Annotated in this window: 16 protein-coding genes; 6 read left to right on the top strand and 10 right to left on the bottom strand. The window is 61.5% G+C overall.

Annotated features, from left to right (window positions below):
- Positions 1–7: 7 nt before the first annotated feature.
- Together PTE31013_RS17545 and PTE31013_RS17540 are read right to left on the bottom strand one after the other, a co-directional pair.
- Positions 8–481 (bottom strand): carboxypeptidase regulatory-like domain-containing protein, encoded by a 474-nt coding sequence (locus tag PTE31013_RS17545; RefSeq protein ID WP_150614056.1) that lies wholly within the window; start codon positions 479–481, stop codon positions 8–10.
- Positions 482–630: 149 nt separating this feature from the next.
- On the bottom strand, positions 631–1,479 hold the full coding sequence (locus tag PTE31013_RS17540; RefSeq protein ID WP_150614055.1) for a class I SAM-dependent methyltransferase: 849 nt from the start codon (positions 1,477–1,479) through the stop codon (positions 631–633).
- Positions 1,480–1,841: 362 nt separating this feature from the next.
- On the opposite strand from PTE31013_RS17540, the gene PTE31013_RS17535 reads away from it, so the two are divergent.
- Positions 1,842–4,064, top strand: a complete 2,223-nt coding sequence (locus PTE31013_RS17535; RefSeq protein WP_150614054.1) for an ATP-binding protein — start codon at positions 1,842–1,844, stop codon at positions 4,062–4,064.
- Positions 4,065–4,084: 20 nt separating this feature from the next.
- Here the strand turns inward: PTE31013_RS17535 and PTE31013_RS17530 are convergent, their stop codons facing one another.
- Positions 4,085–4,789 carry a response regulator transcription factor gene (locus PTE31013_RS17530; RefSeq protein ID WP_150614053.1) on the bottom strand — a complete coding sequence of 235 codons (705 nt, stop codon included), beginning with the start codon at positions 4,787–4,789 and terminating at the stop codon, positions 4,085–4,087.
- Between the two features lie 123 nt (positions 4,790–4,912).
- On the opposite strand from PTE31013_RS17530, the gene PTE31013_RS17525 reads away from it, so the two are divergent.
- The 5 genes from PTE31013_RS17525 to PTE31013_RS17505 are packed head-to-tail and all read left to right on the top strand — an operon-like array spanning position 4,913 to position 12,206.
- Complete coding sequence (locus PTE31013_RS17525; RefSeq protein ID WP_174978621.1) at positions 4,913–5,983, top strand: ABC transporter substrate-binding protein; 1,071 nt, start codon at positions 4,913–4,915, stop codon at positions 5,981–5,983.
- The gene (locus PTE31013_RS17520; protein ID WP_246174664.1) at positions 5,980–6,885 is read left to right on the top strand and encodes an ABC transporter permease; all 906 of its coding nucleotides are present in this window, start codon (positions 5,980–5,982) and stop codon (positions 6,883–6,885) included. The genes PTE31013_RS17525 and PTE31013_RS17520 overlap by 4 nt, the downstream gene beginning before the upstream one ends.
- A 5-nt stretch (positions 6,886–6,890) precedes the next feature.
- Positions 6,891–7,697, top strand: coding sequence for an ABC transporter permease (locus PTE31013_RS17515; protein ID WP_150614050.1), 807 nt, complete (start codon positions 6,891–6,893; stop codon positions 7,695–7,697).
- Between the two features lie 34 nt (positions 7,698–7,731).
- The gene (locus PTE31013_RS17510) at positions 7,732–8,808 is read left to right on the top strand and encodes an ABC transporter ATP-binding protein (protein WP_150614049.1); all 1,077 of its coding nucleotides are present in this window, start codon (positions 7,732–7,734) and stop codon (positions 8,806–8,808) included.
- A gap of 26 nt (positions 8,809–8,834) precedes the next feature.
- A complete protein-coding gene (locus PTE31013_RS17505; protein WP_150614048.1) occupies positions 8,835–12,206 on the top strand; it encodes a molybdopterin-dependent oxidoreductase in 3,372 nt (1,123 codons plus the stop codon).
- A gap of 77 nt (positions 12,207–12,283) precedes the next feature.
- Here the strand turns inward: PTE31013_RS17505 and PTE31013_RS17500 are convergent, their stop codons facing one another.
- The 7 genes from PTE31013_RS17500 to PTE31013_RS17470 all read right to left on the bottom strand — a co-directional run bounded on the left by PTE31013_RS17500 (position 12,284) and on the right by PTE31013_RS17470 (position 19,336).
- A complete protein-coding gene (locus PTE31013_RS17500) occupies positions 12,284–13,006 on the bottom strand; it encodes an ABC transporter ATP-binding protein (RefSeq protein WP_150614047.1) in 723 nt (240 codons plus the stop codon).
- On the bottom strand, positions 13,003–13,752 hold the full coding sequence (locus PTE31013_RS17495) for an ABC transporter ATP-binding protein (protein WP_150614046.1): 750 nt from the start codon (positions 13,750–13,752) through the stop codon (positions 13,003–13,005). The genes PTE31013_RS17500 and PTE31013_RS17495 overlap by 4 nt, the downstream gene beginning before the upstream one ends.
- Positions 13,749–14,699, bottom strand: coding sequence for a branched-chain amino acid ABC transporter permease (locus PTE31013_RS17490; RefSeq protein ID WP_150614045.1), 951 nt, complete (start codon positions 14,697–14,699; stop codon positions 13,749–13,751). The genes PTE31013_RS17495 and PTE31013_RS17490 overlap by 4 nt, the downstream gene beginning before the upstream one ends.
- Positions 14,696–15,565, bottom strand: a complete 870-nt coding sequence (locus PTE31013_RS17485) for a branched-chain amino acid ABC transporter permease (protein WP_150614044.1) — start codon at positions 15,563–15,565, stop codon at positions 14,696–14,698. The genes PTE31013_RS17490 and PTE31013_RS17485 overlap by 4 nt, the downstream gene beginning before the upstream one ends.
- 86 nt (positions 15,566–15,651) lie before the next feature.
- A complete protein-coding gene (locus PTE31013_RS17480; RefSeq protein WP_150614043.1) occupies positions 15,652–16,908 on the bottom strand; it encodes an ABC transporter substrate-binding protein in 1,257 nt (418 codons plus the stop codon).
- A gap of 345 nt (positions 16,909–17,253) precedes the next feature.
- Positions 17,254–17,694, bottom strand: a complete 441-nt coding sequence (locus PTE31013_RS17475; RefSeq protein WP_150614042.1) for a MarR family winged helix-turn-helix transcriptional regulator — start codon at positions 17,692–17,694, stop codon at positions 17,254–17,256.
- A 79-nt stretch (positions 17,695–17,773) separates the two neighbouring features.
- The gene (locus PTE31013_RS17470) at positions 17,774–19,336 is read right to left on the bottom strand and encodes a DHA2 family efflux MFS transporter permease subunit (protein WP_150614041.1); all 1,563 of its coding nucleotides are present in this window, start codon (positions 19,334–19,336) and stop codon (positions 17,774–17,776) included.
- Positions 19,337–19,455: the final 119 nt, after the last annotated feature.

Below are 19,455 nucleotides of genomic sequence, written 5' to 3'. Positions count from 1 at the left end.
GCGCCGCTCAGCGGCGACGCGGTTTTGGACACTGTTTACAGAGATGCAGGACGCCCGGAGCGTCCGGATTGTCCCAGGAGAAATGGAGGTCGATGGCCCCGTGCGTGGGCACCTGGATATTTCGGGATTCAGAGATGCCGGGCGTATGCGCGGAGACGCGGTAGGCGCCCGCGGGTATCCGGACGAAGAGGAATGGCCCCTCGGTTCGAACGGCGAGGACGTGGCGTCCGGCGCCGGCGGTGATCGTGACATCGACGTCGGAGAGATAGTTGCCAGCTTTCGATGCGAACGTCATCCGGAGGTTGTATTGCGGCGCTGCGGCGCGAAACGCCTGGACTTCATCCTCGCCGATACCGCCGGTGATGTACGAAACGCCGTTTTCCGAGCCCGGTTGCGGTGTCGATGCCGCCAGCGCGGCACCCACGGTGCATAGGCATGCAAGAAGTGGCAAAAGCAACGACAAGCGCGCGGCCCTGAACATGGCAGTTCTCCCTTTACCGATCTTGTTTCCAGAATGACCGGTGACGCTCGATTGGGTGTTGACCGATGTCAAGGCGGGGCATTTGAAGACATCGCGTCAGTCACTGCATTCGAGTGTGCGGGGAGGGGCGGGGGCCGTGATCGCGGGGCTTATCCCGCTGGCGCTGGCGCTGGGGAGGTAAAGAAACGTTCGCGCATTTCTTCCAGCCCGAGCGATGCGAGCACCTCTTCCAGGCGTTCGGCCGGGCGGCGGCGTGGCAGGTTCTTGTATTGCGCGATGATCAACTCGTTTTTCATCGAGTGTTCCCAGCCCACCAGTTCGGTCACGCTGACGTGATAGCCGTGGGCCTCCAGTTGCAGGCACCGCAGCACGTTCGTGATCTGGCTGCCGAATTCGCGCGTATGCAATGGGTGGCGCCAGATTTCCGTGAGCGGATTGCCCGCCAGTTGTTGGCCCTTATGTTTGCGCAGCACGCCCGCGACTTCGGCCTGGCAACAGGGCACGAGCACGATATGCCGTGCCTGCTTGGCCAGCGCGAAGCGAATTGCATCGTCGGTGGCGGTATTGCAGGCATGCAGCGCGGTGACGACGTCGACCGTCGGCGGCAGTTCTGGCGAGGTGATCGACGCTGCCACGGACAGGTTCAAGAACGACATTCCCGGGAAGGCCAACCGTTCGGCCAGCGCTTGCGAGGTCTTGACCAGTTCCTCGCGGGTTTCGATGCCGTAGATATGCGAGTCATCGGCGAGCGCCTTGAAGAACAGATCATAGAGGATGAAGCCCAGGTAGGACTTGCCGGCGCCGTGGTCGACGAGCGTCACGCGCCCGTGTTCGGTCTTGACTTCCTGGAGCAAGGGCTCGATGAACTGGAACAGGTGATAGACCTGCTTGAGCTTGCGCCGGCTGTCCTGGTTCATCTTGCCGTCGCGCGTGAGGATATGGAGTTCCTTGAGCAGCTCGATGGATTGACCGGGGCGGACTTCGTGGGTATTTGACATGAGCAGACTGAGTAAGCAGCGGGCGGTGATCCGTCCCGTCTAGACCCGTAGTTTACCGAAAAGGTTGACGCACCCCGAAACCGTCATCAACCACCTCGGTGCAATGGGCTGGAAACGGCTACTGCGCGGAGCTTCAGTTAGCTATCTTTTACTCGCATAATGTACATTATGTTAAATTATGAGTGCGACGTGGCGCTTGCCTTCCTGCCCTATCAGTTTGCACAAATCCGCTCCAAAATCTTGAAAGAATGTAGCCACAAAAAAGACGAAGAAGTCCTCTACGAAAGATCTTGTCACCGGGGTAACGCCTCGGCGGCATTTTTGACGCAGCCCACGCCAGTCGCTAGCGTTAAAATGCGCACGTGAATACATTCAGCTTCCTCTGGCGCTACGCAGCGGACACGCATCATCTCTGCCTCGAAGGCCCGCTGCATCGCCCGCCGTCGCTCAGACGGCGGCGCGAGTTGCCGCTCGCTGACGCCCCAATAGCCTTGCTGGATGCGCTGCTTGACCCCGAATTCCCTGCGGGCGGCGCCACAGAACTCACGCTTGGTTCTCGCACCATCACGCTACTGCATATCGACGCCCACCGTGGCGTCATCGTCAATCTCTCCCGCACGATGCATCGTCTTTCCGCATTGGAACGGCATCTGCGTGTAATGGAAGAAGGTATCGAAGCCCTACCCGAAGGCTTCGTGCTGTATGACAATCACGACCGCTTGATCATCGCTAACAGCCAATATTCCGCGCTGTACCCGTCGATTGCCGATACCGTGCAACCCGGCGTGAGCTTTACCGAAATCGTCCATACGTCGATGGCGCGTGGTCAGATGCAACTCCACGACGAGGACGCAGACAGCTGGATCCGACGCCGCCTGGCATTCCATCGCAAGGGCGAGGGCTTCTTCGAGCAGCATCTCGACGACGGCCGCTGGATGAGCGTAAGCGAACGCCGCACGGCGTCCGGCGGAACGACCAGCATCAGATCCGACATCACCGCGCTCAAGCAACGCGAGGAAGAGCTACGACTTGCGTCCGAGACCGCGCAGGCGCGCTCGCGCTCAATTTCCCGCTTCCTCGCGATCTTCAGCCACGAGGTGCGCAACGGCCTGAATGGCATTGTCGGTCTCGCGCAGATCCTTGCGATCAACGCCCGTGCACACGGCGAACAAGGCAAATCGGATGTCCTGCTCGAAGCGACCCAGCGAGTGTCGACAGTTCTGTCGGATCTGCTGGAGTATCTGAAGAGCGAGGCAACCGATGTCAATGTGAAACTCAGCGATGTCGATCCTCGCTTCTTGCTTGAGGCTATCGACGCTCAGTTCTCGCAACGCGCGGCCGAGCGCGGGCTCTTTTTGACGGTGGATGTCGCGGCAGACGTGCCTGCGGTCGTTCGGGGCGATCCGTCGCGCATCCAGCAAGTGATTGCGAACCTCGTCAGCAATGCCATTAAGTATTCGCAGCGTGGCACAGTCGCCGTCACGCTGCACCGTGTGGGCGACCGATTGCGTTACGAAGTCGCCGACGAAGGCATCGGCATTGCCACCGGAGCCCTGCCCGGCCTGTTCGAATTCTTCTCTCGTGCTGCAGCGATCGATCGCCAGAGCACCGGGCTTGGCCTTGCCATTTCGAAACGGTTGGTCACGGCCATGGGCGGCGAGATCGGCGTGGACAGCGCTCTGGGCTGCGGTAGCCGTTTCTGGTGCGAACTGCCGCTGGCGATAGTCGGGCATCGAGAAGTGCCGCGTGAGACGGCGCCCCAGCCTCGTACCCCCCGCCCGTTGACCGTCGGCCTGATCGATGACGATGCGTTGAATCTGGCCGTCGCCGATAGCCTGCTGCGACAGATGGGCCACACGCCCCACATCTTTGCCGATGGCGACGCCCTGCTCGCGCATCTGGCACAGCAGCCGCTCGACGCGGTGCTGCTCGATCAGATGATGCCCAACGAGACGGGGCATCAGATCGCCGTGCGCGTGCGCGCCCAGTCCGGCTCAGCCAGTCGCAACTTGGCGATCCTTCTGGCGTCGGGGAACGTGCTGTCCGACACGTCAATCGACGTCGGCATGGGCGGCATCGACGCCGTGTTGACCAAACCTTTGCTTTCCGACGACCTTGACGCCGCACTGCGGGCTGCCGTTGCGCGGCGTGATCAAGGACTGGAGGCCGCCACTCTGGTGTTGAGCATGCCAAGCGCGCTGCCGGTCACGCATGCCGATGACCAGCTCGATCGGTTGCAGGCCGCCATCGGCCCACAGCGGTTGAAGCAGAGCTTGAACGCCGCACACCGTTTGCTGGGCGACGCCCGCGAGGCCATCGCGACGAAAGACCTGAGGCCACTAGCCGGCCTCGCCCATCGCATCGCTGGCAACGCCGCAACGCTCGGATTCCCCGCATTGGGCAACGCCGCGAGAACGCTGGAGACCCGGTTGCGGGATAACGGCGACGGTGGCCATGACGCCGGCGTGCCGCTTGTCAGTCTTTTAGAGACAATCGCCGGACTGATCGCTGCGGCCGACGAACACTTGCTGCAACGGTTGGCGTTGCTGCCCCCCTCCGCAAAGCGCCGCAAGACCGGGGCCTGAGCGCGCGGAAGTCCGGCGACTCAAGTCGAATCGTCCTCCAGCCGCAAGCGGTATCCCATCCCGCGTACCGTTGTCAGCCGCGCCTGCGTGTCCTGCCCGTCGACAGAAAGCTTCCTGCGCAAGCGACTCACCAGAATGTCAATGGCGCGGTCCGACTCCGGGTCCGTAATGCCGGTAATCGCATCGATCAATTGTGCACGCGAGAATACTCGCCCGCCACCGCGCGCCAGGAACGCCAACAGATCGAACTCTGTACGCGTAAGTCCGGCGGACTCGCCCGTCACTTCGGAATCGACGGTGCGAGCATGTAAATGAATGCGCCAAGACCCAATCACGTGCTCCCGCGCCCGCTCTTGCGTTTGTCCGTGGCGGGCGATCAGATTGAGCGCTCGGTAACGCAGCTCCCGCGGATCGAACGGCTTGGTGAGCACGTCCTGCGCACCGAGTTCGAACGCGGCCAAGCGCGCGTCAATGCTATCGCGCCCCGTCACCACCATCACTGGGATGTCCAGCCTTCCGCGCAGCTTGCGCAACAGGCTAAGGCCGTCTTCGTCAGGCAATCCCAGGTCGAGCAGCACCAGCGAGTACGTGCGCATGCGCAGGCGTCGCATCATCTCCTGCCCGTCGCTCACGACCTCCGTGCGCTGCCCGCCAGACTCCAGAAAACCCGCCGTGATCGTCGCAATTGTGACGTCGTCCTCAACCACCAGGATCGGATGCTTCATCTCATGGGTTGCCCGTATGGAAACAATTCAGAAAATATACAGCAACAAAATAGAAAAATGTCATGGCGATATTTCTTCCCATTCCTAGTGCAAATCTTTCCCAACTTGACGAGGGGTATCGACATGGCAACGAAGAAGGACATGTGGGGTTTGAGCCGCAGGCAATTCCTGCATACGGTTGCCGCAGGCGCAGCCGTGGCCGGCGGTGCAACGTTCCGCGAATTGGCCTGGGCACAGGACAGCGGCGAGCTGGTCGTCAGCAATTGGGGCGGCGACTGGAGCAATAACGTCATCAAGGCGCTAGAAGGCCCAGCGCTGGAGCAGAAAGGGGTAAACATTCGCCGCGACCTCGCCGCGGCACCGGTGCGCAAGGCCAAGCTGCTCGCCGAGCGCAACCTGCCGCGCGGCACGATCGACGTGGCCCACTTCACTGATGCAGATGCCTACGAGTTGCAGATCCAGGGCGCGCTCGAACCCATCGATTATTCACGCGTGCCGAATGCAGCGCACCTGCTGCCGGGAATGCGCTCTCCGTACTTCGTGCCGTGGATGTATAGCGGTGTCGAGTTGATCTACAACCCGGACAAGATCAAGACTCCGCCTACCTCGTTCAAGGACCTGATGAACCCGGCATACGCCGGCAAGGTCGGCCTGATCGACCAAATCTACTTCAACTATCTGTACGCTTACGCGCTCGTCGGCGGAGGCTCGATGCAGAATGTCACGCCCGGTCTGGCCAAACTGCTTGAACTGAAGAGGGCCGTGCAGCCGCGCATTTACCCGTCGCACGAGCAGATCGCTGCCGCCATGTCGAGCGGTGAAGTCTGGATTTCGGCCAACTACAAGGCCCGCGCCGCGCAATGGACCGCGGCCAACCTGCCGATTCGCGGCGCCTATCCGTCCGAAGGCGGCATCGCGATCCAGTTCGGCGTAGTGATTCCAAAGCATGCACGCAATAAGGAGCTCGCGTACCGGTACATCAATGAGATGCTCGCGCCAGTCGCCGCCCGCCAGATTTCGACGCTGACCTACTACGCGCCGTCCACCGACCATGCTGGCCTGCCGCCGGACCTGTTGCGCGAAATCGACTTCACTGAAGCGCAGCGCAAGCAACTGCATTACGTCGACTACGCCTATGCGGCCAAGAACCAGCCGCAATGGCTGGAATGGTGGAACAAGGAGATCAAGGTTTGAGCGCGCCGGCCATTGAACTGAGCGCGCATGGGGGCCTCCTGCAACCGAGTTACCGCCTGAGCGCGGCCCTGCTCGCGCCGTCGGTCCTCGTCATCGCGGTGCTGCTGGGCATCCCGCTGTTGCTGCTACTGCGCTACAGCCTGAATCGCTTCGTACCGGGCGAATTCATGGTGCAGGCACTCACACTGGAGAACTATCGCAAGTTCATGACCGATCCGTTCTATCGCGAGATTCTCGTGCGCACGGTGTATGTCGGTGTCGTGAGTACGTTCGCCGCCGCAGTGCTCGGCTTCCTGCCCGCGTACCACATCGCCCGTACGCAGTCGCGACGCGCCAAGAGCCTGCTGATCATCTTCGTGATCCTGCCATTGCTGATGGGCAATGCGGTGCGCGTGGCCGGTTGGCTTGTCATCCTTGGCGATCAGGGGCTCGTGAACGCTGCGCTGCGGACACTCGGCATGACGACCGACCCGGTCAAGCTGCTCTACACCCAGAACGCCGTGCTGATCGGCACGATCTCCGTGCTACTGCCGTACATGATAATCACGCTGCACAGCGTCATCGAGGGCATCAGCCCCGCGCTCGAAGAAGCTGCGCTGGGGCTCGGCGCGGGCCACTGCCGAATGTTCTGGCGCGTGTTGCTGCCCATGGCGATGCCCGGCCTCGTGGTCGGCGGCGTGTTGTGCTTCATCCTCGCTATGAACGCCTATGCAACGCCCCTGCTGATCGGTGGCTCCACCTTCCACATGATGGCGCCCGAGGTCTACACGCAGATTAGCCAGGCGAACAACTGGCCTTTCGGCGCGGCCATGGCCTTCGTGCTGATGTTCACCACGCTCGTGCTCACGCTCGTGTCGTCGTGGTGCCTGTCACGCCGCAGTGCGGCTGCCCACGGAGCCTGACCACCATGCGACTTTCCCTGCGCACCATCGCTTATCACGCAAGCGTCTGGGGCACGCTCGGCTTCGTCGTCCTGCCGCTCTTCATCGTGGTCTGGGTGAGCTTCTTCGCAAACAAGATCGTTGGCTTCCCACCGTCCGGCTACACGCTGCACTGGTATGCCCACGCCTGGGCACAAAGCGCCTTTCACGAGGGGTTCGTCACCAGCATTCAGGTAGGTCTGATCGCCACAGGCATTGCGCTACTGATTGGCGTGCCGGCGGCCCTCGCCATCGCGCGCGGCAACTTTCCCGGTAAGGGCCTAATCAACACCCTGCTGCTCTCGCCGATGCTCGTGCCTGGCATCGTGGCTGGGTGTGCGGTCTACGTCTACTACATCCAGATCGAGATGTTCTCCGGTTGGCAGGTGGCTGCCACCCTGCCGGGCCTGATCGGCGCGCATACGCTGCTGGCCGTGCCCTGGGTCGTGCGTCTGGTTACCGCCTCGCTGCAATCGGTAGCTGGCGGTGTCGAAGAAGCTGCGCTGAATCTTGGGGCGACGCCGTGGACCACCTTCCGCCGCGTGACCCTGCCGCTGGCGCGCCCCGGGCTCGTCGCGGGCGGCCTGTTCAGCTTCATCGTGTCGTTCACCGACGTCGAAAAGTCGCTGTTCCTGGTTGGCCCCGGCAAGACCACCCTTCCGATCGCGATTATCAACTACCTCGAATGGAATCTCGACCCAACGATTACTGCCGTCGCCACAGTGCAGATCGTGATTATCGGCATCGCGCTGGTCTTCTCCAATCGCTACGTCAAGCTCAGCCAAGTCTTCTGACACGCCACTGATTGACACTTTCGACTTCACGCACATGGCATACATTGAGTTCTCCGGTGTCGAGAAACGTTACGGCGCCACGCAGGCCGTTTCGCGCTTCGACCTGGCCATCGCCAAAGGCGAAATGATCGCGCTGCTCGGACCGAGCGGTTGCGGCAAGACCACCACGCTGCGAATGCTGGCTGGTTTCGTGCCGGTGTCCGCCGGCACCATGCGCATCGACGGGCGCGACGTCACGAACGTGCCGCCCTATCGTCGCAATATCGGCATGGTGTTCCAAGGCTACGCGCTGTTCCCGCACATGACGGTGGCGCGCAACGTCGCCTTCGGACTGGAGATGCGAGGCATTCCGGCCGGCGAGATCACGCAGCGGGTGCGGGTGGCGCTGGAGCGCGTGCGGCTGGGCGACTTCTCCGAACGCATGCCACGCCAGTTGTCCGGCGGTCAGCAGCAACGCGTGGCGCTCGCCCGCGCGATGGCGATCAATCCGGACGTGCTGTTGCTCGATGAACCGCTGTCGGCCCTCGACGCGCGCCTGCGCCACGAGGTACGCGCGGAGATCCGTCAACTGCAACGCAGCACCGGCCTGACCACGTTGATGGTTACGCACGATCAGGACGAGGCGCTTTCCATGGCTGACCGGCTGGTCGTCATGAGCCGGGGGCAAATCGAGCAGATCGGCACGCCGTCAACGCTGTACGAACGCCCGTGCAATCGCTTCGTGGCCGACTTCATGGGTCGCTCGAACTTCCTCCCCGGCAAGATCGGCGGCATTGGGTGCTTCGTCACCGAGCACGGTGCGGTGCTGTCGTTCGAAGGCAATGCGCCCGCCAGCGCCAACACGATGAGTTTCCGCCCGGAGCGCACACAACTAGTGCCGATCGACGCCGTCGCGGCGGACGCGCACTCGGATGACGTCAACACGCTCGCCGGCACCATCGTCTCGTTCGCGTATCTCGGCCCGGTCATCGAATGTCTCGTTCGCATCGACGACGGCCCTGTGGTCACCGCGTTGCTCACCAACACGTCCGAGCTGGATGCGTTGGGCATGCACGAGGGCAGCCGCGCCGCCGTGCAGTGGGCGCGCCGTGACGCAGCGCTGCTTGCCTGAACCCACTTACGTCCGCCCCATTTTTCATGCCCGACATTCCCGGCTATTGCACGTTGTGCCGCTCGCGTTGCGGCTCGCTGAACCGTATCGAGGACGGCAAGCTCATCAAGGTCATGCCGCTTGCGTCGCACCCGACTGGCGGCGCCTTATGCGCCAAGGGCCGCGCCGCGCCGGAACTGCTCTACAGCCCCAAACGTCTGGCGACGCCGATGCGCCGTAGCGCGCCTCGCGATGCGGCGAACCCCGGCTGGGTCGAAATCTCATGGGATGACGCGCTCGACGAGATCGCCAGGCAGATGCTCGCGATTCGTGCGCGCGATGGCGCCGAAGCCGTGGCCTTCGCCGTCACCACGCCCAGCGGTACGCCAATGGTTGACAGCTTCGAATGGGTCGAACGGCTCATTCGGGTCTTCGGCAGCCCCAACATGATCTACGCGATCGAAGTTTGCGGTTGGCACAAGGACCACGCGCAGCGTCTGATGTACGGGCGCGGCATCGGCACGCCCGACTGGACGAACACGGAGGTCGTCGTGCTGTGGGGACACAACCCCGCGCGCACCTGGCTCGCCCAGGCATCGCTTGTGGCGCAGGCCCAGCGACGCGGTGCACGCGTGGTAGTCGTCGATCCCAAACAGGACGGCAGCGGGCAGCAGGCGGACCTGTGGGTTCGCATCCGCCCCGGCGCGGACGGCGCCCTGGCGCTCGGCGCCATCCGGCATCTGCTTGAGACCGCGCGTTACGACGCCGAATTCATCCGGCGTTGGACCAATGCACCGTGTCTGGTCGATCGTGACAGCGCCCGCTTGCTGCGGGCGAACGAACTATGGCCGGACGGCTCGCCCAGTGCCTATGTCGTCGTAGATATGCACGGGACGTTACGGCCATATGACACACGGCACGCCTTGGCCGAAGCCAATAGGGTCGACCTTCAGGCAAAGCGCGATGTGGTCGACATCTACGGTCAGCGACGTGTCGTCGCCACGGCATTCGCCCTGCTCGGGGATTCCGTCGCGCCCTACACGACCGCGCGCGTCAGCGAACTGACGTGGGCCGATGCCGCCGCCATCGAGCAGTTCAATGCCTGCTTCGAAAACGCACCGCGCCTGAGCTATCAAACGTGGACCGGCGTTGGCCAGCACACCAACGCCAGTGCGACGGAGCAGGCGATCGGCACGCTTTACGCACTCACGGGCGCCATCGACGCCCCGGGGGGCAATCTCTGGACGGTGCCGCCGCCCACGCGTAGCGTCAACGACTACAGTCTGCTGTCCCCTGAACAACAGGCAAAGGCGTTGGGGCTGCGCGAGTTGCCGCTCGGCCCGCCGTCGCTCGGTTGGGTCACGGCGCGTGACTTTGCGCATGCCGTGTTGCACGGCGATCCCTATCGCGTGCGCGCACTTGTCAGCTTCGGCAGCAACCTGCTTGTGTCGCAAGCCGATTCCGAACGCAACCAGCAGGCGCTGCACGCGCTGGACTTCCACGTCCACATCGATCCGTTCCTGAATCCGACTGCGCAAAGCGCCGACATCGTACTTCCTTCTACCCTGCCGTGGGAGCGCGACGCCCTGAAGATCGGCTTCGAGATTTCGCAGGCGGCCGTCGAGCATGTCCAGTTTCGCCCGCGCGTGGTCTCGCCGTACGGTAACGCGCGTACCGACTATGAGATCGCCTTCGACCTCGCGATGCGACTCGGGCTGAAAGACGCCTTCTTCGGCGGCGACGTGGTGGCCGGCTGGAATCATCAACTCGAACCGCTCGGCGTGACGGTGGACGATCTGCGGCAAGCGCCCGAGGGCCTGCGTTTCGCGCAGGACTTCTCGTATCGCAAGTATGCGCAGGCAAGGCACGACGGTACCGTCCGCGGCTTCGATACGCCGAGCCATCGGCTTGAGTTGTACACCCCGGCATTCGTCGACGTTGGCCAGTCGCCGGTGGCCATATTCATCGAACCGACCGCGAGCCCGCTGCGCGACGACGCCGACCCGCGCTATCCGCTGGTGCTCACGACCGCAAAGACCGGGTGGTATGTCCACAGCTCGCACCGGCATGTGGCGTCGCTGCGCAGAAAGGCGGTCGATCCGGTCGTGCAGATCGGCGTTGCACTGGCCGCCGAGCGGGGTATTGCTGCAGGAGACTGGACGCGTATCTCAACGCCGGCCGGCGAGGTGGTAATGCGTGCGAAACTCGACGGCAAGCTCGACGATCGCACCGTGATCGCCGACTTCGGCTGGTGGCAAGGCGCACCGGCCTTCGGCCGGGACGACACACCGCTGCACGGCGTCGGCTCGTCGAACGTCAATGCCATCTTGTCTGATCGGGACCGCGATCCAGTCAGCGGTTCGGTACCGTTGCGGGCCACGCTGTGCAACGTGCACCGCGACGGCCCAATGAATCGCGGCCGCTGGAGTGGCTTGCGCGCGTTCCACATCGCGCACTGCGAAGTGATCGCCAAAGACATTGCGTACTTTGTCTTTACGCCGCACGACGGGGGCGATCTGCCCGACTTCCAGCCGGGGCAGCACCTGACTATTCACGACACCGGGCTCGGTGCGACGCGCGCGTATTCGCTGGTAGGTTCAGGCAAGTTTCCCGGTCATCTGAACATCGCAGTCAAGCGCGACGGCCTGATGTCGCGGCATCTGCATGGCCTGTCTACGGGGCAAACGGTGACGTTGGGCCAACCGGGCGGCACGTTCGCGATGCCGACGTCCGGCCCTCGGCCGCTGATCCTGCTGGGCAGCGGCATCGGCATCACGCCGTTCATGAGTTATCTGGAAACACTGTGGACACAAGGTGGCGACGATTACCCTGATACCACGCTTCATTACATTTGCCGCGACAGCAAGGGCCACGCATTCGCGGCCCGTATTAGGGAGATTGCCGGGCGGTTTCCTCGCGTGAAGGTGGTGACGTACTACCGGGCACCGCTGCCTGACGACCGAAGGGGTTTCGACTACGACGTCGCTGACGATTTCAACGCGTGGGCCATCGACGAAGCCTTGGTGGCGCGCCGCCCCCTCGCCTTTCTGTGCGGCTCGCCTGGGTTCGTAAACGCGGCGACGATTGCGTTGGTGTCCCGCGGCGTGCCGGCCTTTGACGTGATGGCGGAGTCGTTTAGGGCTGAACTGGCCATGCCGACGGACCTGATCCCGCGCAACATCTCGATAGCAGGGACCGGGCAATCGTTCGTATGGCACCCGAACACCGGTACGATCCTGGACGCGGCGGACGCCGCGAAGGTGGATCTGCCCAGTGGCTGCCGCGTGGGGCAATGCGAAAGCTGCCTAATGCGGGTTGTCAGAGGGAGCGTGTTGCATCTGCATCCGTACGATGGTGCTGCGGATGCGTGCCTTACATGCCAAGCGGTGCCTCTCGATGATGTGGAGCTTGCGCGTTGACGTCTCGTACCGTTCCAGACGTCAGCCGGGTGCTGCGGATGGTACACATAGCGAGTTGCTGGCTGACCTCCCCCCGATTAACCAGGCGATCGCCACTGGGCCGCTGACGCGCCTGCCAACTCGCGCACGTGGGCCTCGTCACTGGCGAACGTGCTGGCGTTCCCAACGAAGACCACTCGCCCATCATCGAGCACGCAGGCGGTATCCGCGATAGATAAGGCCGCGCGCACGTTTTGCTCAACCAGCAATACGGAGATGCCTTCGTCACGCATTGCCACGACGACGTCGAAAACTTCCTGTACGATTCGGGGCGCCAAACCTTGGGACGGCTCATCGAGCAGCAGAAGCTTTGGATTGAGCATGAGGGCACGTGCAATCGCAAGCATCTCCTGCTCCCCGCCGGACAATTGGCGGCCTTTGCTTGCGCGGCGCTCACCCAAACGGGGAAAGGTTTCATAGACGCGCTTGATGTTCCATGTGCCGGCGCGCTCCATCGGCACTTGCAAGTTCTCTTGCACACTCAGACCGGCAAACACACGACGCCCCTCAGGGACATAGCCCACGCCAAGTGCCGCGATACGAAACGCAGGCCAGTTCGTTGTCTCCTCCCCGAACATGTGAATGCTTCCGGCCCGCGGCGGCGTTAAACCCATCAGGCTTCGCAATGTCGTGGTCTTGCCCGCGCCATTGCGCCCGAGCAGAGCAACGATCTCACCCTCTCGGACCTCAACGGATACACCATGCAGGACATGACTCTTGCCGTAATAGGTCTGCAATCCCTTGGCTTCTAGCACGTTCATCTCGGGACCCCCAAATACGCGACCTGCACTTGCTCGTTCGCCGCAATGTCCGTTGGTGTCCCTTCGGCCAGTACCCGCCCTTCTGCGAGTACGGTGATGCGTTGTGCCAACTCGAAAATGACGCGCATGTCATGCTCAATCAGGATCATGGATAAGCCCTGGTCCCGATTGAGCGTGCGGATCAGCTGTGTAATGTCGTAGGTTTCCTGGTCGGCCATTCCCGCGGTCGGCTCGTCAAGCAGCAACAGCGTTGGATTGAGTGCAAGCGACATCAGGATCTCGGTGGCGCGCTGATCGCCTAGCGGCAACTCGCCCGCAATTCGGTCACCGCGTTCCGACAGCGCGGCGAGCCCCAACAACGCCTCCGTACGCGCCTCGATCCGTCGGCGCTCTGCAGCGGGTAGCCACAAGTCGAGGCGATGGTGAGCCGCGATCTCAACGGCAAAACGCACATTTTCGCGCGCGGAGAGTTCGGGAAATATCTCGGTGATCTGAAAGGTTCGAGCCATTCCCATCTCGACCCGGCGGTGGGGGGCCAGTGCCGTGATGTCCTCACCCTTGAATAGGATGCGGCCTGCACTCGGTGGAAAGAAACCGCTGATCAAATTGAAAAACGTCGTCTTGCCGGCGCCGTTGGGGCCGATGACCGCGCGCAACTCGCCCGCTTCGATTGACATGGATATCCCATCGACGGCGCGCAGGCTACCGAACTGGTGCGAAATATTGTCGACTACAAGCAGGCTCATAATTTGCTACGCCGGGCGAGGACGCCCATCACACCGCGAGGGAAGAACACGACGACCAAAATAAACAGCAGGCCAATAAAAGACATCCAGTTCTCGGTATGGCTCGAAATGAAGTCCTGGACCACTACGAAGATAGCGGCCCCAATCATCGGCCCCCAGAACGACCGCATGCCACCCAGCACCGCCATGATGACGAAGTCGCCGGACTGGTCCCATCTAAGGCCATGCGGGTCTGCAAAGTTATTCAGCAGCGCAAAGAGTGTCCCGGCCAAGCTGACGAAGAAGCACGAGATGACAAACGACAACCAGATGTGCCCCTCGGTCGGAATGCCCAGGAAGCGCGCGCGTTTTTCATTCTCACGGATCGCTAGAAGCGTATGGCCGAAAGGTGAGCGCAATATGGCCGCCATGATGGTGACTGAAATCGCGAAGCAGGCAAGCACGAAATAGTAGAAGAGGCGTTGGTCGGAAAAGATGTCGATGGCGTAGGCGCCGAGTCGAATCGGAACGCGATGCCAACCTGACAGACCGTCGTCGCCACCGGTGACGGAGTTCCATGTGAACGCAATGAAATAGAAGACCTGACCGAACGCGATGGTCGCCATAGCAAAGTACACACCGCGCAATCGGACGATCAGCGCGCCTATGATCGCCGCAGCCAATGTCCCCGCGACAACCCCAACGACTATCCCGAGCAGGGTGTCGGGCGTCAGATAGCGAATTGTCATGCCGACACCATAGGCGCCAAGGCCGAAATAAGCCGCGTGGCCGAAAGAGAGCACGCCTGTGAATCCCAGCAAGAAGTTCAACGCCATCGCGGCCAGCGCCATGACAAGCACCCGCGTACCCAATGCCGGATAACCGCCAATCGCACCAATCCAGAACGGCATTGTCAGAAGCGCGGCCCCGACCGTGACGTTGCCGAGATGCCGTAAGGCCGGACTCATTTCGTCCTCCCGACTTCACCCAGCAGACCTCGGGGCCTGACTAGCAGCACGAGCGCCATCATCACGTAGATAACCGCTTCGGAAGCCGACGGAACAAAGACTGCGGTAACGCTCGCCGCCACGCCGATCAGCAGCCCCCCCAACAAGGTACCCGGCAGGCTGCCAAGACCACCGACGATAATCGACACAAAGCTGGGCATGATCAGAGAGTCGCCGATGGTCGGCGAGAGCCCAAGCATGCCGGCGGCAAGGACGCCGGCCAAACCCGCCAGATAAATTCCCATGCCGAAGTTCAAGCTGCGCAGGATGCGAACATTCACGCCAAGGACAGCGACGGTATCGAGATCGGCGGTGCCGGCGCGAATGCGGATACCCAATCGGGTTTTGTTCAGCACAAGAAACAGTCCGGTGACGACCGCGATGGCGAGTACCACCATGAACAATCGATACCCGGTGACAAAGAAGAACGTGGCACTCACGGGGACGTTCAATATGTCGGGAATTTGGTAAGGCAAGGTCTGGGGGCCCCAGAGGTAGCGTGTCCCGTCCTGAAGGATGAAGGCCAGCCCGAAGGTTAACAATAGGCTGTAGAGCGGATCACGGCCGTAGAGACGGCGGATCAGCAGCGCCTCAACCAGCAATCCCAAGACGGCGGTGAGTACCGGGGCAAGGAGAAGAGCGATCCAGAAGCCTGTATAAGGCATCATCGTGTATGCGAGGTACGCGCCCAACGCCAGAAAACCACCGTGAGCGAAATTGATCACTCCACTCAGGTTCAGGATCAGCGATAAACCCAAGGCCATGAGCGCATAAAACGCGCCGATGATTACCCCATTGAACACGTTGAAGAGGATGAGCTGCGTCATACAGGCCTCTTGTTTTTGGCAACCCCATCCGGCACACGCGTCGTGCGCCGGATGGGGGGTCGGATGTACGCGTCGGGGACGACGGATTACGCCCAGGTGATATGACACCCGGTCTGTTCGACCGGCAATGCGACGTCCTGGCCCTTGACGACGCTGTCAACATGAAACAAGTCTTCCGGTGTGGCGCCCTTCTCCACTGCGTGGCCGACATAGAGGGAGGGCATGAGTTGGTGGTCGCCCGCGCGATAAAACGGCGTGTAGGGCATGAGCCCGATTTCCGGGGGTAGCTTGAAGCCTTCGAGGGCGTGCGCAAGTTTGACGGCATCGAGCGTCTTCTCTTGATTCGCCACAAGTGCGGCTGTCCAGACGGCCGCGTAACCGAACCAGTGCCTGGCGGTGGGAACCCGACCGGCCTTCCGGCGGATATCGGCTACGAACTGTGAGACATGTGGCACGTTAGGCTGATTCCAATACCACTCGAACACCCATGTGCCGATACGGGCGTTGGGCGGCAGGCCTTCCAGCACCTCAAGTTCCTGCTGCGCACCTGCCAGATGGAAACGTTTGTCGAGACCGAATTGGACCGCCTGTTTCAGCGAATTGACGGCGTCATCGCCGGCGGTGAGGAAAATGATGACATCCGGGTTGGCTGCTTGTGCCTTGATCAGGTATGACGAATAGTCGGTAGCGCCAAGCGGTGTCAGGGACGCACCGACCTCAGTGCCTCCAAACTGCTTCAGGCTCGCTTCGAATCCTTGTTGCAGTGTGTGACCGAACGCGTAGTCGGGGGTGATGAAGTACCACCGCTTCCCGTACTTGTCGAAGAGTAGCTTCGAGACAGAGTTGGTCTCCATGCGCGTGGTATTGCACACGCGAAATACGTTCCAATGGCACTGGGACCCTGTCACCGCGTCGGTATGTCCGCCGGTCACTATATGCAGCGTACGCAACTCGTTCGACACCTGCCCGATTGCGAGGGCCATGGCGGAGTTCACATTGCCAAGCAGGAAATTTACATGGTCGCGCTCGATCAGCTTGCGCGCTTTTTGCACCGCAGCACCCGTATCCGCGCTAGTCGAATCCTCGACCACCAGTGACACCGGCCGGCCAAGAATCCCGCCTTTGGCATTGATCTGCTCGACAGCAAGCTCGCAACCAACCTGCTCGTTCTTGCCAAGTTGTGCGTAAGTGCCGGTGAGGGGGTCGCAGAGGCCAAATTTGATGGGCGTCTCGGCATGCGCCTTCATGACGAAAGGACTGGCTAGTTGCCAGGCCCCGGTCGCCGCAATCAGCTTGAGTACGGATCTGCGATTAGGTTTGCTGAGTTCCTGTTGATTTCTCATTTTTACTCTCCTTCCAGGTCGACCAACCTCGATGGGGAGTATCAGAAACCTTCGGCACGAAGCTGGCATGGGGGACAATCAGCTCGCGAACCCGATGCGCGGGCCAAAATGACAGGAACCGGTCAGCACCTCGGTGATTCTCTGCCGAATCGCCCAATCAAGGGAAATTCCGCTGAAACCCACTAGATTGAATATAGTCCAAATTTCGGCATTGACGGCGGTGGGCTGGTTTTCCCCCGTTTGTGCTGGACTTCCGTATCGAGCCCAGTCGCAACGCGGCTGGTTGTGATGGCATTGATCTTGAGCGCTGCGTGATTTTTGCCCCGTAGTGCAAGGCCTCGCCCTTTATTCATCCCCCACGAACTTCGTCAACAGCCGCTTCAGTTCCTCAAACTCCGACTCGCTGAAGTTCCGTAGCCGTGCATTGAGCACTGGCGGTACGATCTCGGGAATCCGGGCCGCCATGGTTTCGCCGGCTGTCGTCAACCGGAGATTGACGACACGGCGGTCCTCGACGCTGCGTGATCGACCCAGCAGCCCCCTTGCCTCCAGCTTGTCGAGCATACGGGTCATGAGTCCGGTATCGATGCCGAGCAGACGCGACAGTTCGAACGGGGTCGCGGCAATACCGCGCTGCAATGAAAGCAAAATGCCCATTTGTTGACTGGAGATGTCGAGTTCCTTGAGTCCGGCATCCACCTCTGCAGATAAGAGGTTGCGTGCCTTGGTCAGCAGGAATCCAATGCTTTGCGTCAGTCTGAAGTTCGTCGCGCTATAGTGGTCCATCGCATGCTCCAGTTATCTGATTTTTACAATAGATGCATCGTCAGATAACGTCAAGTGAGAAGCGTCACCTGCGAGGCGATTAGTGCCCTGCGGCGCCGGCAGCGCCCGCCCCTGCCCATTTCATTGGCCGGGTGACCCAGATCAACGGAATGATGACGATGAAGATGACCGACGACAGCCAGAAAATGTCGTTCAATCCCAGGATCGTCGCTTGCGCATTCAAGGCGCGCTCGAGCAGCGCGAGCGCTTTCGGTGTGCCCGCGCCCGCAGCGGTTTGCAATTTGTCGAGCGTGTCGACGAACGCTGGATGATTGATGCTCGCTTGTTCTGCCAGACGAGCGTGATGTAAAACGGTCCGGTCGTTCCAGCCGGTAGCGACCAGCGACGTTCCCACGGCACCCGCGAAGATCCTCGCGAAGTTCGATAAGCCCGCCGCAGCGGGAATCTTTTCCGGGGGCAATCCCGACAGGATGATGGCTGTCAGCGGTGTGAAGAACAACGCGGTAGGAATGCCCTGCAGCAGCGTGGGAAGCACGAGGCTGAAGCGATCGATATCGGTGGTGTAGTGCGCGCGCATATAGAACACGCCTGCGAAGCCGATGAAGGCGAGGGTTGCGAGAACCCGCATATCTGAGCGTGGCATGACGCGCCCCATGATTGGCGCCAGCATGACGGCAAAGATGCCCAGCGGCGCCGTGACCAGTCCCGCATCGATCGCGGGGTAGCCAAGGGATCCTTGTATCCACTGCGGCAGGATGACGAGATTTGCGAAAAACACCGCGTAGGCGACCGAGATCGCCACCGTCCCACCCAGGAAATTTCGGCCTTGAAACAGTCGTAGATCGACGATGGGTCGTTCCTCGGTCAGCTCCCATATGAGGAAGAACGCAAACGAGACGAGCGCCATCACCCCAAGCGCCCAGATGATCGGCGAATCGAACCAGTCAAGATCCTTTCCCTTGTCCAGCATGATTTGCAGCGATCCGACCCAGACAATCAGCGAGACGAGACCGACTTTGTCGATGGGCAACTTTCGGGGCGGCGTTTCGTGTTCGCGGTAGATCGCCCAGATCGCCGCCGCCGCGAACAGGCCAACGGGGATGTTGATGTAGAAAATCCACGACCAACTGTAGCTATCGGTAATCCATCCGCCAAGCGCTGGCCCCGCGATCGGCCCGACGGTTGCGGTCATCGCCCATAGCGAGAGCGCGCTGGCGCTCTTGTCCTTTGGGAACGACGCCAGTAGCAAGGCCTGAGACAACGGCACAAGCGGGCCGGCCACCGCCCCTTGCACCACGCGCGCAGCGAGAAGGAACATCAGGTTCGGTGCAAGGCCACATGCCGCAGAGGAAAGGACGAACAGCAAAATCGCCCAGACAAACAACCGCACCTGTCCAACGCGCTGCGTCAGCCAGCCCGTCAGCGGAATCGAGACCGCGTTTGCCGCGGCAAAGAGCGTGATCACCCATGTCCCCTCGTCTACCGACACGCCCAGATTGCCCGAGAGTGTCGGAATCGCAACGTTTGCGATGGACGAGTCGAGAACATTCATGAAGGTGGCGAGCGCGACGGCGAACGTGCCGATCGCAAAGCGCGCGCCAGTGAGGGGTGCAGGCGCGCCGGTAGCGCTGGACGGGGTCATGATCAACCTCAGGCTATGATTGATAAAACACTATTTGATTTATCAGATAAATGGCCGAAAATTTGGGCACGCCTGGCGGCCGGCATCCGGTGGCGCCCGACATGCCCTGCACGAGCTAC

This window comes from Pandoraea terrigena, from assembly GCF_902459705.1.
GTDB classification, from domain to species: domain Bacteria; phylum Pseudomonadota; class Gammaproteobacteria; order Burkholderiales; family Burkholderiaceae; genus Pandoraea; species Pandoraea terrigena.
Note: the sequence above shows the minus strand (reverse complement) of the source record. Positions and strands in the feature narration are given on the sequence as shown.